The 14,328-nt window shown below is 54.8% G+C and carries 16 protein-coding genes; 11 read left to right on the forward strand and 5 right to left on the reverse strand.

Going from position 1 to position 14,328, the window contains the following annotated elements:
- The first annotated feature begins 58 nt into the window (after positions 1–58).
- The 7 genes from rbfA (at position 59) to VIJ98_RS02550 (ending at position 7,363) form a co-directional block, all read left to right on the forward strand.
- Positions 59–466, forward strand: coding sequence for a 30S ribosome-binding factor RbfA (gene rbfA / locus VIJ98_RS02520; protein WP_007886693.1), 408 nt, complete (start codon positions 59–61; stop codon positions 464–466).
- On the forward strand, positions 466–1,410 hold the full coding sequence (truB, locus tag VIJ98_RS02525; RefSeq protein WP_323272097.1) for a tRNA pseudouridine(55) synthase TruB: 945 nt from the start codon (positions 466–468) through the stop codon (positions 1,408–1,410). Before rbfA ends, truB begins: the two co-directional genes overlap by 1 nt.
- Before the next feature lie 133 nt (positions 1,411–1,543).
- Positions 1,544–1,813, forward strand: coding sequence for a 30S ribosomal protein S15 (gene rpsO, locus VIJ98_RS02530; protein ID WP_036620269.1), 270 nt, complete (start codon positions 1,544–1,546; stop codon positions 1,811–1,813).
- A gap of 309 nt (positions 1,814–2,122) precedes the next feature.
- Positions 2,123–4,261, forward strand: coding sequence for a polyribonucleotide nucleotidyltransferase (gene pnp / locus VIJ98_RS02535; RefSeq protein ID WP_008104291.1), 2,139 nt, complete (start codon positions 2,123–2,125; stop codon positions 4,259–4,261).
- Positions 4,262–4,390: 129 nt separating this feature from the next.
- Positions 4,391–5,275: a lipoprotein NlpI gene (gene nlpI / locus VIJ98_RS02540; protein WP_008104288.1), complete on the forward strand. Its 885-nt coding sequence runs from the start codon at positions 4,391–4,393 to the stop codon at positions 5,273–5,275.
- 110 nt (positions 5,276–5,385) lie between these two features.
- On the forward strand, positions 5,386–5,436 hold the full coding sequence (gene yrbN / locus VIJ98_RS02545; protein ID WP_152689941.1) for a protein YrbN: 51 nt from the start codon (positions 5,386–5,388) through the stop codon (positions 5,434–5,436).
- Positions 5,437–5,452: 16 nt separating this feature from the next.
- A complete protein-coding gene (locus VIJ98_RS02550) occupies positions 5,453–7,363 on the forward strand; it encodes a DEAD/DEAH family ATP-dependent RNA helicase (protein ID WP_008104286.1) in 1,911 nt (636 codons plus the stop codon).
- Positions 7,364–7,432: 69 nt separating this feature from the next.
- Here the strand turns inward: VIJ98_RS02550 and VIJ98_RS02555 are convergent, their stop codons facing one another.
- Positions 7,433–8,179 (reverse strand): SDR family NAD(P)-dependent oxidoreductase, encoded by a 747-nt coding sequence (locus VIJ98_RS02555; protein WP_008104284.1) that lies wholly within the window; start codon positions 8,177–8,179, stop codon positions 7,433–7,435.
- 183 nt (positions 8,180–8,362) lie between these two features.
- On the opposite strand from VIJ98_RS02555, the gene VIJ98_RS02560 reads away from it, so the two are divergent.
- The gene (locus VIJ98_RS02560; protein ID WP_323272103.1) at positions 8,363–9,280 is read left to right on the forward strand and encodes an AraC family transcriptional regulator; all 918 of its coding nucleotides are present in this window, start codon (positions 8,363–8,365) and stop codon (positions 9,278–9,280) included.
- A 3-nt stretch (positions 9,281–9,283) separates the two neighbouring features.
- On the opposite strand, the gene VIJ98_RS02565 is transcribed toward VIJ98_RS02560, so the two are convergent.
- The 3 genes from VIJ98_RS02565 to VIJ98_RS02575 all read right to left on the reverse strand — a co-directional run bounded on the left by VIJ98_RS02565 (position 9,284) and on the right by VIJ98_RS02575 (position 12,301).
- On the reverse strand, positions 9,284–10,294 hold the full coding sequence (locus tag VIJ98_RS02565; protein ID WP_061718241.1) for a luciferase-like monooxygenase: 1,011 nt from the start codon (positions 10,292–10,294) through the stop codon (positions 9,284–9,286).
- A gap of 117 nt (positions 10,295–10,411) precedes the next feature.
- Positions 10,412–11,296, reverse strand: coding sequence for a U32 family peptidase (locus VIJ98_RS02570; RefSeq protein ID WP_323272106.1), 885 nt, complete (start codon positions 11,294–11,296; stop codon positions 10,412–10,414).
- Between the two features lie 9 nt (positions 11,297–11,305).
- On the reverse strand, positions 11,306–12,301 hold the full coding sequence (locus VIJ98_RS02575) for a peptidase U32 family protein (protein WP_323272108.1): 996 nt from the start codon (positions 12,299–12,301) through the stop codon (positions 11,306–11,308).
- Positions 12,302–12,504: 203 nt separating this feature from the next.
- Here VIJ98_RS02575 and VIJ98_RS02580 point away from each other — a divergent pair, with 203 nt between their 5' ends.
- Together VIJ98_RS02580 and VIJ98_RS02585 are read left to right on the forward strand one after the other, a co-directional pair.
- Complete coding sequence (locus tag VIJ98_RS02580) at positions 12,505–13,029, forward strand: SCP2 domain-containing protein (RefSeq protein WP_036648365.1); 525 nt, start codon at positions 12,505–12,507, stop codon at positions 13,027–13,029.
- Positions 13,023–13,529 carry an N-acetyltransferase gene (locus tag VIJ98_RS02585; protein ID WP_323272109.1) on the forward strand — a complete coding sequence of 169 codons (507 nt, stop codon included), beginning with the start codon at positions 13,023–13,025 and terminating at the stop codon, positions 13,527–13,529. The genes VIJ98_RS02580 and VIJ98_RS02585 overlap by 7 nt, the downstream gene beginning before the upstream one ends.
- Here VIJ98_RS02585 and VIJ98_RS02590 read toward each other — a convergent pair.
- Positions 13,513–13,800 carry a GIY-YIG nuclease family protein gene (locus VIJ98_RS02590; protein ID WP_277976986.1) on the reverse strand — a complete coding sequence of 96 codons (288 nt, stop codon included), beginning with the start codon at positions 13,798–13,800 and terminating at the stop codon, positions 13,513–13,515. The two genes, VIJ98_RS02585 and VIJ98_RS02590, sit on opposite strands and share 17 nt — an antisense overlap.
- 80 nt (positions 13,801–13,880) lie before the next feature.
- On the opposite strand from VIJ98_RS02590, the gene VIJ98_RS02595 reads away from it, so the two are divergent.
- On the forward strand, positions 13,881–14,312 hold the full coding sequence (locus VIJ98_RS02595) for a YhbP family protein (protein WP_323272111.1): 432 nt from the start codon (positions 13,881–13,883) through the stop codon (positions 14,310–14,312).
- Positions 14,313–14,328 lie beyond the last annotated feature (16 nt).

The following is a 14,328-nucleotide window of genomic DNA, read 5'->3' on the forward strand; positions in this document are numbered from 1 at the left end:
TGATGTGTTGCAATTTGGGAGGCCTCTGGCCTCCCGAATTATTTGGGAGAAAGAAATAATGGCAAAAGAATTTGGCCGCCCACAGCGCGTTTCTCAGGAGTTGCAGAAAGAGATTGCAATCATCCTGCAGCGCGAAATTAAAGATCCACGTCTCGGTATGATGGTGACAGTTTCGGGCGTCGAAGTGTCGCGCGATCTCGCCTATGCCAAGGTGTTTGTGACCTTTTTGAATGACAAAGATGAAGAAGCGGTACAAAACGGCCTGAAGGCGCTGAAAGAAGCCTCTGGCTATATCCGTACGCTGGTAGGCAAAGCGATGCGCTTGCGTATCGTGCCGGAGCTGACCTTCTTCTACGACAACTCGCTGATCGAAGGTATGCGCATGTCGAACCTGGTCAGCAACGTCATTAAGAGCGATGTTGAGCGTCGTGGCGATAGCCCGGCGGAAGATGACAAGGAGGACTAATGAGTCGTCCTCGTCGTCGCGGTCGCGACGTCCACGGTGTGTTTCTGCTGGATAAGCATCAAGGCGCCTCTTCCAATGATGTGCTGCAGAAAGTAAAGCGTCTGTTCAATGCGAACAAAGCGGGACACACCGGCGCGCTCGATCCTCTGGCGACCGGCATGCTACCGGTTTGCCTCGGCGAAGCCACCAAGTTTTCGCAGTATCTGCTCGATTCAGACAAGCGTTATCGCGTCATTGCTCGCCTAGGTGAACGCACCGATACGTCTGATGCTGACGGCAATATTGTTGAGACGCGTGCGGTTACGTTTGATCAGGCAGCACTGGATGCAGCGCTGGACTATTTTCGTGGCGACACCATGCAGGTGCCGACCATGTTCTCCGCGCTGAAGTATCAGGGACGCAAGCTGTATGAGTATGCACGTGAAGGCATAACCGTGCCGCGTGAAGCGCGCCCGATCAAAGTGTTTGAGCTGCAGTTTATTCGCTGGGAAGGTGATGAGCTGGAGCTGGAGATTCACGTCTCTAAAGGCACTTATATCCGCACTATTATCGACGATCTCGGTGAGCGGCTTGGCTGCGGTGCGCACGTTATCATGCTGCGTCGCCTGCAAGTGGCGCGTTATCCGATCGAAAGAATGGTAACGCTGGAGCAGCTGCAGGACGTGGCGGCCACCGTCAATATGGCGGAAGCGCCAGATTACAGCGCGCTCGATGCGTTATTGCTGCCGATGGATAGCCCTGCAGAAGAGTTCCCGATTGTGAATTTGCTGCCTGCGGTGGCGGCTTATTTTAAACAGGGTATGCCGGTTCAGGTGGCGGATGCGCCGGAACAGGGATTGGTGCGCGTGACTGAAGGTAATGAGCACAAATTCATTGGTATGGCCGAAATCGCTGAGGATGGGCGCGTGGCGCCGCGTCGTCTGGTGGTAGAATTTCCTGCGTAATCAATCCTCTCGCATTTGACCTAACGGCGCATTTGCGTTGCTATCAGGCGAAGAGTAGAATGGCGCGGCTTTAAAAGCGGGCTGCTGAATTAGAGATCGGCACCCATACATTCATTATTTACTGGAGTTTATTATGTCTCTAAGCGTAGAAGCTAAAGCAGAGATCGTTGCTAAATACGGTCGTGGTACCAACGACAGCGGTTCAACTGAAGTTCAGGTTGCTCTGCTGACTGCTCAGATTAACCACCTGCAGGGTCACTTCTCTGAGCACAAGAAAGATCACCACAGCCGTCGCGGTCTGCTGCGCATGGTATCTCAGCGTCGTAAGCTGCTGGACTACCTGAAGCGTAAAGACGTTGCTCGCTACACCGGTCTGATCGAAAGCCTGGGTCTGCGTCGCTAAGTCTGAAGAATCTGATCAAGGGTGTAGCGCATGCACTATGCAAAAAAACGCATCTGACGATCAGATTTGTGCGAGTTTCGCGAAAAGGGGGCCTTTATGGCCCCTTTTTTCGAGCAATCCGCAGCAATCCGGACCAAACTCATGTATTGTTGCAGAGAGTGATCTTTGCTTGCAGAGGTTCGCGCGGCTAATGAGAGGCTTTACCGCATGGGCGGTTAAGGTTGTCATTAGTCGCGAGGATGCAACTGAAGATCGGTAATCCCCGGCGCGCCAGAATGGGCTGCGCCCCTGAATTTAAGGACTTAAATTTTGCTGAACCCGATCGTACGCAAATTCCAATATGGTCAGCATACCGTCACGCTGGAAACCGGCATGATGGCGCGCCAGGCTACCGCTGCAGTAATGGTGAGCATGGATGACACTGCTGTATTCGTTACCGTTGTTGGCCAGAAAAAAACTAAACCAGGTCAGGATTTCTTCCCGCTGACGGTTAACTATCAGGAGCGTACTTACGCTGCTGGTCGTATCCCGGGTAGCTTCTTCCGTCGTGAAGGCCGTCCAAGCGAAGGCGAAACCCTGATCTCACGCCTGATTGACCGTCCAGTTCGTCCGCTGTTCCCGGAAGGCTTCATTAACGAAGTCCAGGTTATTGCGACCGTGGTTTCTGTTAACCCACAGGTTAACCCAGACATCGTTGCGATGATCGGTGCATCTGCTGCACTGGCTCTGTCCGGCCTGCCGTTCAATGGTCCAATCGGCGCAGCGCGCGTCGGTTATATCAATGACCAGTACGTACTGAACCCAACTGCTGATGAAATCAACGAATCACGTCTGAACCTGGTTGTTGCCGGTACCCAGAACGCGGTGCTGATGGTGGAATCAGAAGCTGACATCCTGACTGAAGAGCAGATGCTGGGCGCTGTGGTATATGGCCACGACCAGCAGCAGATCGTTATCGAAAACATCAATGCGCTGGTTGCCGAAGCCGGTAAACCACGTTGGGATTGGCAGCCACTGCCAACTAACGATGCACTGATCGCACGCGTTACTGCACTGGCAGAAGCGGGCATCAGCGATGCCTATCGCATCACTGATAAGCAAGAGCGTTACACTCAGGTTGGCGCAGTGAAAGACGCGACCATCGCGGCACTGCAGGCTGAAGATGAAACGCTGGATGCTGGCGATATCGCTGACATCGTACACGACCTTGAGAAGAGCGTTGTTCGTAGCCGCATCATCCGTGGCGAACCGCGTATCGATGGCCGTGAGAAAGATATGATTCGTGGTCTGGACGTGCGCACTGGCGTACTGCCACGTACGCACGGTTCATCACTGTTCACCCGTGGTGAAACGCAGGCGCTGGTTACCGCAACGCTGGGTACCGCACGTGATGCGCAGAATCTGGATGAGTTGATGGGCGAACGTACTGATAGCTTCCTGTTCCACTACAACTTCCCTCCGTACTGCGTGGGCGAAACCGGTATGGTTGGCTCACCGAAGCGTCGTGAGATTGGTCACGGCCGTCTGGCGAAGCGTGGCGTGCTGGCCGTAATGCCTAAGCAAGCTGACTTCCCATACACCGTGCGTGTGGTTTCAGAAATCACCGAATCTAACGGCTCTTCTTCAATGGCTTCCGTGTGTGGTGCTTCTCTGGCACTGATGGACGCTGGTGTACCGATCAAAGCAGCCGTAGCCGGTATTGCGATGGGTCTGGTTAAAGAAGCCGACAACTTTGTGGTTCTGTCTGATATCCTGGGTGACGAAGATCACCTCGGCGACATGGACTTCAAAGTAGCAGGTAGCCGCGATGGTATTACTGCGCTGCAGATGGATATCAAAATCGAAGGCATCACCCGCGAAATCATGCAGGTTGCACTGAACCAAGCTAAAGGTGCGCGTCTGCACATCCTGAGCGTGATGGAACAGGCAATCAGCACGCCGCGTCAGGAAATCTCTGAGTTCGCGCCGCGCATTTACACCATCAAAATCAGTTCAGACAAGATCAAAGATGTCATCGGTAAAGGCGGCTCGGTTATCCGTGCGCTGACCGAAGAAACCGGCACCACCATCGAAATCGAAGATGACGGCACCGTGAAGATCGCTGCAACTGATAGCCTGAAAGCTAAAGAAGCCATTCGTCGTATCGAAGAGATTACTGCTGAGATCGAAGTTGGCCGCATTTACTCAGGTAAAGTGACACGTATCGTTGATTTCGGTGCCTTCGTGGCAATCGGCGGCGGTAAAGAAGGTTTGGTTCACATCTCTCAGATCGCCGATAAGCGCGTAGAGAAAGTAACCGACTATCTGCAGATGGGCCAGGAAGTTCCAGTGAAAGTAATGGAAGTGGACCGTCAGGGCCGTGTACGCCTGAGCATCAAAGAAGCGACAGAGCAGAAACCAGCGGAAGAAGTTGCTACCGCTGCATCTGATGCATCTGACGCCGAGTAAGCGTTTACCGATTTACCTCTCCCTGCTTTGCGGGGAGAGGTGTTTAGATCATCGCGAGGGCGGGAATCCTTGTGCACAGCAGGAGGATGACAGGATGGTTGTCCCAATGTTTGTATTCGGGAGTGGGAAATGAAGCCTTTTTTGCGCTGGTGTTTTGTTGCGACAGCTATCACGCTGGCAGGATGCAGCAACTCCAATTGGCGTAAGAACGAAGTTCTGGCAGTACCTTTGCAGCCCACACTGCAGCAAGAGGTGATCCTGGCGCGCATGGAACAAATTCTTGCCAGTCGTGCCCTGACCGATGATGAACGCGCACAGCTATTATATGAGCGCGGAGTGTTGTATGATAGTTTGGGTCTGAGGGCACTAGCGCGGAACGATTTTTCGCAAGCGCTGTCTATAAGACCAGATATGCCTGAGGTATTTAACTATCTCGGTATATACTTAACGCAGGCAGGCAACTTTGATGCTGCCTATGAAGCGTTTGATTCTGTACTTGAGCTTGATCCAACTTACAACTATGCGCATTTAAACCGTGGTATCGCCCTCTATTACGGCGGTCGATACAAGTTAGCGCAAGATGATCTGCTGGCGTTTTATCAAGACGATCCTAACGATCCATTCCGCAGCCTTTGGCTCTATCTCGTTGAAAGCGATATGGATGCCGACAAGGCAAAAGTTACGCTGAGACAGCGTCATGACAAAGCGGTTCGCGATCAATGGGGATGGAATATTGTCGAGTTCTACCTTGGCGACATCAGTGAAAAAACGCTGATGGAACGTCTCAAGGCGGACGCAACGGATAACACCTCGCTCGCTGAACATCTCAGTGAAACCAACTTCTATTTAGGTAAGTACTACCTAAGTCTGGGGGAGAAGGACGACGCGAAAGCGTTGTTCAAACTGGCGGTGGCCAACAACGTAAACAACTTTGTTGAGCACCGATACGCATTGTTGGAACTGGCGCAACTCGGCCAGACACAAGACGATTTATCAGAATCTGACCAGCAATAGCTGACGAACTTTTATTGCCTGAATACCTGTAAAGTCATCATCTTCAGAGATGAGGGCTTTTCTGTTCGTCAAAACTTCTAATTTGAGCCGGTTCACACTTTTTGATGAAAATGACTGAAAGTTTTCACGACGAGTTATGTAGACTGGCCGCCGCAATCTAAGAGGCACGTGTACTACATGACTGATATTCAAACCACTTTTGCTGACCTTGGCCTGAACGCCGACATCCTCGAATCACTGAACGGTATGGGCTACGTTAAGCCTTCTCCAATCCAGGCTGAGTGTATTCCTCACCTGCTGGCTGGCCGTGACGTGTTGGGTATGGCGCAGACCGGTAGTGGTAAAACTGCGGCTTTCTCACTGCCGCTGCTAAACAACATTGATCCTACTGTTAAAGCACCGCAAATTTTGGTGCTGGCACCGACCCGCGAATTGGCGGTACAGGTTGCTGAAGCCGTTACAGAATTCTCTAAACACATGCGTGGCATTAACGTTGTAGCCCTGTACGGCGGCCAACGTTATGACGTACAGCTGCGCGCACTGCGTCAGGGCCCACAAGTTGTTGTGGGTACGCCTGGTCGTCTGCTGGATCACCTGAAGCGTGGCACGTTAGATCTGTCTAACCTACGCGGTCTGGTGCTGGACGAAGCTGATGAAATGCTGCGTATGGGCTTCATCGAAGACGTTGAAACCATCATGGCGCAGATTCCAGACGGTCATCAGACCGCGCTGTTCTCAGCAACCATGCCAGAAGCGATTCGTCGTATCACCAAGCGCTTCATGAAAGATCCACAGGAAGTGCGCATCCAGTCAAGCCTGACTACGCGCCCAGACATTTCTCAGTCTTACTGGACCGCTTACGGCCGTAAAACTGACGCACTGGTTCGCTTCCTGGAAGCAGAAGATTTCGATGCAGCCATCATCTTCGTGCGTACCAAAAATGCCACGCTGGAAGTGGCCGAAGCGCTGGAGCGCAGCGGTTATAACAGCGCAGCACTGAACGGTGATATGAACCAGGCACTGCGTGAGCAGACGCTGGAGCGTTTGAAAGATGGTCGTCTCGACATCCTGATCGCGACCGACGTTGCCGCACGTGGTCTGGACGTTGAGCGTATCAGCCTGGTAGTAAACTTTGATATCCCAATGGATGCAGAGTCTTACGTTCACCGTATCGGTCGTACCGGCCGTGCAGGTCGTGCAGGTCGTGCGTTGCTGTTCGTTGAGAACCGCGAGCGTCGTCTGCTGCGCAACATCGAACGCACCATGAAGCTGACCATTCCAGAAGTTGAACTGCCGAACGCAGAACTGCTGGGTGAGCGTCGTCTGGCTAAGTTCGCGGCTAAAGTACAGCAGCAGCTGGAAAGCAGCGATCTGGACCAGTACCGCGCACTGCTGAGCAAAATGCAGCCGGGCGAAGATCTGGATATCGAAACTCTGGCCGCAGCACTGCTGAAAATGGCTCAGGGCGAACGTCCACTGATTCTGCCACCAGAAGCACCACGTCCAGCGCGTCGTGAGTTCAGCGATCGTCCTGACCGTGGTGAGCGTCGCGATTCACGTGATTCTCGTGGTCCACGCGAAAGCCGTGACAGCCGCGATGGTGATCGTCCACGTCGTGAACGTCGTGACGTTGGCGAAATGCAGCTGTACCGCATTGAAGTAGGCCGCGATGATGGTGTTGAAGTTCGTCACATCGTTGGCGCGATCGCTAACGAAGGCGACATCAGCAGCCGTTACATCGGTAACATCAAGCTGTTTGGTACTCACTCAACCATCGAGCTGCCGAAAGGCATGCCGGGCGAAGTACTGCAGCACTTCACTCGTACGCGTATTCTGAACAAGCCGATGAATATGCAGCTGATGGGTGATGCACCGGTGCACGAGCGTAGCGAACGTCGTCCATCTGCTGGCGGCGAACGTCGTGGCAATGGCGCACCGCGCGGTGAGGGTGCTCCACGTGGCGAAGGCGCTCCACGTCGCTTCTCCGAGCGTCGTGAAGGTGGCCGCGAAGGCGGACGCTTCAGCCGTGAAGGTGGCCGTGGCCCGCGTCCAGAAGGCGCAGCTGCACCACGTCGTCGTGACGCATAAGCGTTAAACGCTAAAAGTAAAAAGGGACGCTAATGCGTCCCTTTTTTTTATGCCTGTGGAAAGTAAAATTTACACGCCGCCGGCAATCAGTACGCGTTCACCGCTAACATATGCCGCCTCTTCCGACGCTAAAAACAGCGCGACTTGCGCCACATCTTCCGGCAAGCCAAAGCGTCCAAGCGGCGTAGCGGCAATCAGCTGTGCTTTCAACTCCGGATGCATCTTCTTCGCCGCCAGCAAACCTTCGGTCAAAATAATGCCGGGTGCTAACGCATTGACGCGAATATTGCGTGGGCCAAGCTCGCGTGCGAGGCCTTGCGTCAAGGTATCGATCGCGCCTTTGGTTGCCGCCCACAGCACCGAACCGGGCGTGCTGCGTTGACTATTTAAGGCGCTTAGATTGATGATGGAACCGCCGCGTGCGGGGAAATGTTTTGCCGCCTGCTGACACACCAGTAAGGTGCCCAGCAGATTCACATTCAGCTGCTGCTGCATTTCGCTGATGCTAAGGTCAGCAAAGTCACCGTGGTGAAAAATGCCGGCGTTATTCACCACAATATCGGGTGCGCCAAACTGCTCAATGCTGCTAGCGAACAGGCGCTGCACATCGGCCTCGCGTGAGATATCAGCCTGTACGGCGATGGCGTCGCTACCCAGCGCCTGGATGTCGGTCACTACATCCGCCGCACCCACTTCGTCCTGAAGATAATTCACCACCACCCGAGCACCGGCCGCCGCGAAAGTCATGGCGATGGCGGCACCAATGCCTTTCGAAGCGCCCGTCACCAGCGCAATTTTGCCTTCAAGTGTTTTCATCGTGTCTCTCCACCTGAGATTTCGGGGAAGATAAAGCATGCGCTGTCCATACAATCGGGTGGTAGCGCAATCCTGCAAGCTTCTTGCACGATCCTGCAAATCTGCTGCTCAAGGACTAGGCGCAACGCCAGCGACAAGCGAGAATATCAACTCAGTGATTTCTTATCGCGGAGCGCAGAACGCATGATTCATCAGGAACAATGGCAGCAGTTGGTGGCAATCATTGCCCGCCATGCGCCGCAGGATGGTCGTCACTATTGCCCGATCGATTTTCTCTCTTTCGGCCGCAGCTCTCAGCCCACCAGTTTGGCGCATGTGGCGACCTGGGCCAGCTTTGCCCTGATCGCGCAGGGGCAAAAAGCGCTGCGCATGGGCGATGAAGTGATGCATTACGGGCCGGGCGATTTACTGCTGGTGACGCTCGATATGCCGGTGCAATCCTGCGTGGTGATGGCGACGCCGGAGAAGCCAAATCTCGGCGTAGGCATCACCATTAATGAAACGCGTCTGATGCGTTATCTGGAACACTTTCCGCACCATCATCTCGGCAGCACGGCGGTTAGCGAGCGCGGTATCGCCGTGCATAAAGTTGCGCCGCCGTTGGTGGATGCAGTGATGCGTTTGGTGGAGTTGCTGGATCACCCGCAGGATATTGCCGCGCTGGCACCGTTAATTGAGCAGGAGATTTTCTATCGTCTGCTGACCGGGCCAGAAGGGCCGCGTATTCTCAACATGGCGTTGACGGAGCGGCCAGGCAACAAAGTGGCGCGTGCCGCACGCTGGCTAAGGGAAAACTTTCATCATCCATTGAAAATGGATCATCTGGCGAGCAGCGTGGGGATGAGTATTTCGTCGCTGCATCATCACTTTAAAGCGGTAACGGCGATGACGCCGATGCAATATCAAAAGCAGCTGCGGCTCAACGAGGCGCGTCGTTTGATGCTGATTGAGAAGCTGGATGCCGGAACGGCGGGTTATCGGGTGGGTTATCAAAGTGCTTCGCAGTTCAGTCGCGAATACAGCCGCTTTCACGGCCAGTCACCGGCGCGTGACGCGCGAACCATTGCGGTGGGTGCAGAGTGGATAAACCCACCGCAATGAGGTTTACAGCGTGCGCGCCGCTTCCATTGCCAGTGCGAACGAGCGCAGACGCGCCTGCGAATCGTAAATCTGGCCGTTGACCATGATTTCATCCGCCTGGGTTTCACGCATCAACGCTGCGAGGCCGCTGCGCACTTTATCGCTATCGCCGACAATCGACATGCTCAGGGCCTGCTGCACGCCATATTGCTCGGACGGTGACCACAGATTATCCATGTTCTCCACCGGTGCGGGCAGCGGACCCGGCTTGCCGCGGCGCAGATTAATAAACTGCTGCTGCATCGAGGTGAACAGGAAGCGCGCATCACGTTCGCTGTCGGCCGCCACCACGTTGACGCACACCATCGCATACGGCTTCGCCAGACGCGCCGAAGGTTTGAATTTCTCACGATAAATATGCAGCGCCTGGAACAGCAGATCGGGTGCGAAATGCGAGGCAAACGCAAACGGCAAACCAAGCTGAGCGGCCAATTGCGCGCTATACAAACTGGAACCGAGCAGCCACACCGGAATCTTCAATCCTAAACCCGGAACCGGTTGAACTGGCGGATGTTCACCCTCTTCGGCGTCAAACCAGCGAATCAGTTCAGAGACATCTTCCGGGAAACTATCCGCCTGGGCGCTGGAAAGATGACGACGCAACGCCAGCATGGTGCGTTGGTCCGAACCGGGAGCGCGGCCCAGTCCCAAATCGATACGGCCAGGATAGAGTGATTCGAGGGTACCAAACTGTTCGGCGATCACCAGCGGCGCATGGTTGGGCAGCATGATGCCGCCTGAGCCGAGGCGCAGCGTTTCGGTATTGGCGGCTAGATAGCCGATCAAGACTGAGGTCGCGGCGCTGGCAATCCCCGTCATATTATGGTGTTCAGCCAGCCAGTAGCGGTGGAAACCCAGCGCTTCAGATTGACGGGCCAGCGCCAGCGAATTATGGAACGCATCGCGTGCAGCGGAACCTTGTGGGATAGGCGCCAGATCCAACACGGACAGGCGAACAGTTTTTTTCTCAGACATGGGCACTCCAAATAGGGATGGCGCAGGTGTTTAGTCGGACCTGCGCTTGTGAGTATTACTCATCGTTACCCATATTAAAACTGCTAATAACCGCAGGAATATAGCCGGAATGTGCCTTTACCGCTCGCCTTCAAGCGCCATCCCGGCCAGGCGACGCCAATATCCGTTGCAGTCGCTGCCGCGCGCCATCATCAGTGGGGCCTGACCGGCTTCGTTGGCGCGGAAGCGATCCACTTCGGCGAGCGTGCTTTCGCCCTGTGGCGACAGACGCACAATGTCGATCCAGTTATGCATGCCGCTCAAATCATTGCCGAGGTTGTAGCAATAGCCGCTCATGGTCTGTATGCCGTTGAGGACAAACACCTGCTGGCCTTCCTGTGAAAGCACGCGGCGGCCAGTGGGATAATTGATGCAGCAGGTTTGGCAATCATCTTTACCACGATTCTCGGCGCGTGCGGTGAAGCAGCGGGCCGACAACGCCAGCGGCAGATGGCCATAACCGAGCACTTCCACCTCAAATTGCTCGCGCACGCCCGCCGCATCGCACTGCTGCAGCAGCTGAATTAGCCAGTCGCGAGACATCTCCACCGGAATGCACCAGCGTGTCATGCCTTCTTGCAGCAACAGTTGCAGCGTCTGCGCGTTATATACGTTGAGCGTTGGTCCGGCGACAAATGGCAATTTGCGTTCTGCCGCCATGTTCACGGTACCGATGTCATTGGCTTCCAGCAGGAACTCACCGTTCTCGACATAGCGCCGCAGCTCCTTCACTTCCGATGGCGACTGCAGCAGTGCCAGCGTACTCAGCACCACTTGCTTGCCCTGCAGCGCCAGCATGCGCGCGATATCCATCCATTGATTGAACGACGTTGCGCGTCTCTTGCTGCACACTGCTTCGCCGAGATAGATGATTTCGGCACCGCTCTCGGCGGCGCGTTGATAAAAGGTTTCCAGCGTTTCTGTTGGCCAGTACCACAGCACTGGCCCGATGGCGTATTTCATGCGATCTCCTTATTGCCAGTCGCGGTGATAAGCACCGAGCGTGGTTTGGCTGCCTTCTGATAACTCGCCCAGCGCCTGCATCCAGGGTTCCTGCACGACATACTGTTCAGGCGATGCCACGCAGCGATCAATTGCCTGACGCCACACTTTTGCCACCTGCGCCACATAGGCCGGGCTGCGCTGACGCCCTTCAATTTTCACCGAGGCAATGTTGGCGCGCAGCAGTTCAGGCAGCAGCGTCAAGGTGTTCAGGCTGGTGGGTTCTTCCAGCACGTGATAGAGCTGGTTATCCACTTCATAACGCCCTTTACACAGCGTGGGATAGCCCGCGCTCTCGTCGGGCGCGTAGCGGTCAATCAGCACTTCATTCAGGCGTGATTCCATGCCCTTTGGCGTCTGTTGCCAGCGGACAAATTTCGCTGGCGAGCAGGCACCTGCGCTGTTAGGCGATTCGCCGGTCAGCCAGGATGAGAGATAGCAGCGGCCTTCGGCCATAATGCACAGGCTACCGAAGGCGAACACTTCCAGCGGCACCGGCGTCTCACGCGCCAGCTGTTTGACCTGATGCATCGATAGCACGCGTGGCAGCACAACGCGGCTAAGTTGAAAGTGACGATGATAAAAATGAATGGCCTGCAAATTGGTGGCGGAGGCTTGTACCGAAAGATGACGCTCAACCTGCGGATAGCGTTTTGCCGCGTACTCCAGCGTGGCAATATCCGCCAGAATCAGCGCATCCGCACCGTTCTGGGCGGCAACATCAATCGCGCTTTGCCAGCGATTCATCCCATCAGGATGGGCGAAGGTGTTGATGGCCACATGCAGTTTGCGGCGATGCTGATGCAGATAGCGCGCGGCTTCAGCCAGTTTCTTATCGGTAAAATTGAGGCCAGCAAAGTGGCGGGCATTGGTATCGTCTTTCAGGCCGACATACACCGCGTCAGCACCATGCTCCACCGCCGATTTCAGCGCAGGCAAATTCCCCGCCGGACACAGCAGTTCCATACATTTTCCTCCCCGGATTCTGAAGCCGAAGAGTGTAAATAACTGACCCGACAGCAATGTTGATTTAAGGCAGTGAAAGCGGCATTGATGATCGGGAGTGAAGCTTTTTCGTCCAGCCAGGCGGCGATTTACTTGATCTCAGTGGAGGCGACGCCGGTCAGATGTGGCAAAATAGATGAAATTTTCTGAAGGGAATGTCAATGATGTTTGCGCGCTTACGCGGTCTGATTGTGGAAAAAGGCCCAGAATTCCTTGCTTTACCCGTTTCCATTACCCCTTTCCCGCTAAAAAAAGCTATTCTGCAACAACTCCTAAACTGGCAATTTCGTCATGCTTTGTCTGAAGGTGAGTTAGACTTTCTGGAAGGGCGTTATCTGGGGATCGAGGTTGCCGATGTGAATCTGCGCTGGATCACCACCCTGCAAGCAGGGCGCCTGACCGTTTCGCGCGACACCGAGGCTGATGTCTGGTTTCGCGGTGAAGCCAACGATCTGTTGCTGGTGGCAGCACGCAAAGCGGATCCCGATATGTTGTTCTTTCAACGCCGTCTGGTGATTGAAGGTGACACGGAGCTGGGACTTGAGGTGAAAAACCTAATGGATGCCATTGAACTGGATGCCATGCCCACGCCATTACGCACGGGATTGCAGCAGCTCGCTGCTTTTATTGAGGCAGGAATGAAACAGGACGCGAAGGCCGCTGAGGCGCGCGCGGGGATCTCATGTTGATTCGTACTGAAATTGGCGTTGATGCAGCAGGCATCGATAGCCTGTTAAAGCGCAGTTTTGCTACCGCTGCCGAAGCGGAACTGATACAGCAACTGCGCGAAGATGGCTTGCTGACTCTTGGTGTCGTTGCCACGGATGATGAAGGTCAGGTGCTGGGTTATGCCGCTTTCAGTCCGGTGACCCTGCAAGGAGAAGACCGCAACTGGGTAGCGTTGGCGCCGCTCGCCGTGGATGAATCGGTGCGCAAACAGGGCCTTGCTAAACAGCTGGTGTATGAAGGATTGGATTCACTTAATGAGTTCAGCTACAGCGCCGTGGTGGTGCTGGGCGATCCTGAGTTTTACAATCCACTCGGCTTTGAACCGGCGGCACGTCATGGCTTGCACTGTCGTTGGTTAGGCAGCGAAGCGGCCTTCCAGGTGTACAAACTGGCAGACGATGCGTTTGTTGGTGTCGAAGGGCTGATCGAATTCGCCGAACCGTTTAATCGTTTCGACTAAACCAAGCTACTAAGCAGGGCGGCTGCTGCGCAACCAGCAGCAGCTTTTGCGCGCGGCTAAGCTGCTTCACCTGATACTCAAGGCGTGACGCCGCAGCGCGATCGCCGGCATCGCAATGAAACACCAGCGTTAAGGGCCCTTTGCCACGCAGCGAACGCGCGCCGCGTCCCTGCTGATGCTGTTGCAAGCGACGATTAACATCGGTGGTGATGCCGGTATACAGCATGCCTGCGGCGGTTTGTAGCAGATAAAGCTGCCAGCCTTGTTCCATCATACTCATCTCGAAAATTAGCTGGCAGGCAGTGTAGCGCGCTTCACGCCGCATCGCTATTCGCCGCACGGAGTCCGATTTTGTCTGACCATGCTCATCTGATTCGCTACTTAAAAAAACAGCATGTGCTGTCGTTATCTGCCAGCCACGGCGACGATCTGTGGTGCGCCAACTGCTTCTATGTGTTTGATGCAGCGAACATGGCGTTCTGGCTGATGACCGAGCCTGACACGCGCCATGGCGCATTAATCCAGGCAAATCCTCGCGTGGCAGGCACCGTGAATGGCCAGCCGAAAAGCGTGTTGTTGATCAAAGGCGTGCAGTATCGCGGCGTGATTCAGCTTCTAAGCGGAGAAAGGGAAACGATGGCGCGTCACGCCTATCAGAAGCGTTTTCCGGTGGCGAAGAAAGTCACTGCGCCGCTGTGGGAAATCATGCTCGACGAGGTGAAGATGACCGACAATGCGCTGGGCTTTGGCAAAAAGATTGTCTGGCACCGCAGCGACACGTAGGCGCAAGAGGTAAATT

This window comes from Pantoea sp. S18, from assembly GCF_045689705.1.
Taxonomy (GTDB): Bacteria; Pseudomonadota; Gammaproteobacteria; order Enterobacterales; family Enterobacteriaceae; genus Pantoea; species Pantoea symbiotica.

Excerpts from the sequence above, each read along its gene's own strand:
- rbfA (WP_007886693.1), top strand. The coding sequence starts at position 59 with ATGGCAAAAGAATTTGGCCGCCCACAGCGCGTTTCTCAGGAGTTGCAG.
- VIJ98_RS02570 (WP_323272106.1), bottom strand. The coding sequence starts at position 11,296 with ATGAAATACGCCATCGGGCCAGTGCTGTGGTACTGGCCAACAGAAACG.
- VIJ98_RS02555 (WP_008104284.1), bottom strand. The coding sequence starts at position 8,179 with ATGAAAACACTTGAAGGCAAAATTGCGCTGGTGACGGGCGCTTCGAAA.
- rpsO (WP_036620269.1), top strand. The coding sequence starts at position 1,544 with ATGTCTCTAAGCGTAGAAGCTAAAGCAGAGATCGTTGCTAAATACGGT.
- VIJ98_RS02560 (WP_323272103.1), top strand. The coding sequence starts at position 8,363 with ATGATTCATCAGGAACAATGGCAGCAGTTGGTGGCAATCATTGCCCGC.
- nlpI (WP_008104288.1), top strand. The coding sequence starts at position 4,391 with ATGAAGCCTTTTTTGCGCTGGTGTTTTGTTGCGACAGCTATCACGCTG.
- VIJ98_RS02565 (WP_061718241.1), bottom strand. The coding sequence starts at position 10,294 with ATGTCTGAGAAAAAAACTGTTCGCCTGTCCGTGTTGGATCTGGCGCCT.
- VIJ98_RS02580 (WP_036648365.1), top strand. The coding sequence starts at position 12,505 with ATGTTTGCGCGCTTACGCGGTCTGATTGTGGAAAAAGGCCCAGAATTC.
- VIJ98_RS02575 (WP_323272108.1), bottom strand. The coding sequence starts at position 12,301 with ATGGAACTGCTGTGTCCGGCGGGGAATTTGCCTGCGCTGAAATCGGCG.
- truB (WP_323272097.1), top strand. The coding sequence starts at position 466 with ATGAGTCGTCCTCGTCGTCGCGGTCGCGACGTCCACGGTGTGTTTCTG.
- VIJ98_RS02590 (WP_277976986.1), bottom strand. The coding sequence starts at position 13,800 with ATGGAACAAGGCTGGCAGCTTTATCTGCTACAAACCGCCGCAGGCATG.
- VIJ98_RS02585 (WP_323272109.1), top strand. The coding sequence starts at position 13,023 with ATGTTGATTCGTACTGAAATTGGCGTTGATGCAGCAGGCATCGATAGC.
- VIJ98_RS02550 (WP_008104286.1), top strand. The coding sequence starts at position 5,453 with ATGACTGATATTCAAACCACTTTTGCTGACCTTGGCCTGAACGCCGAC.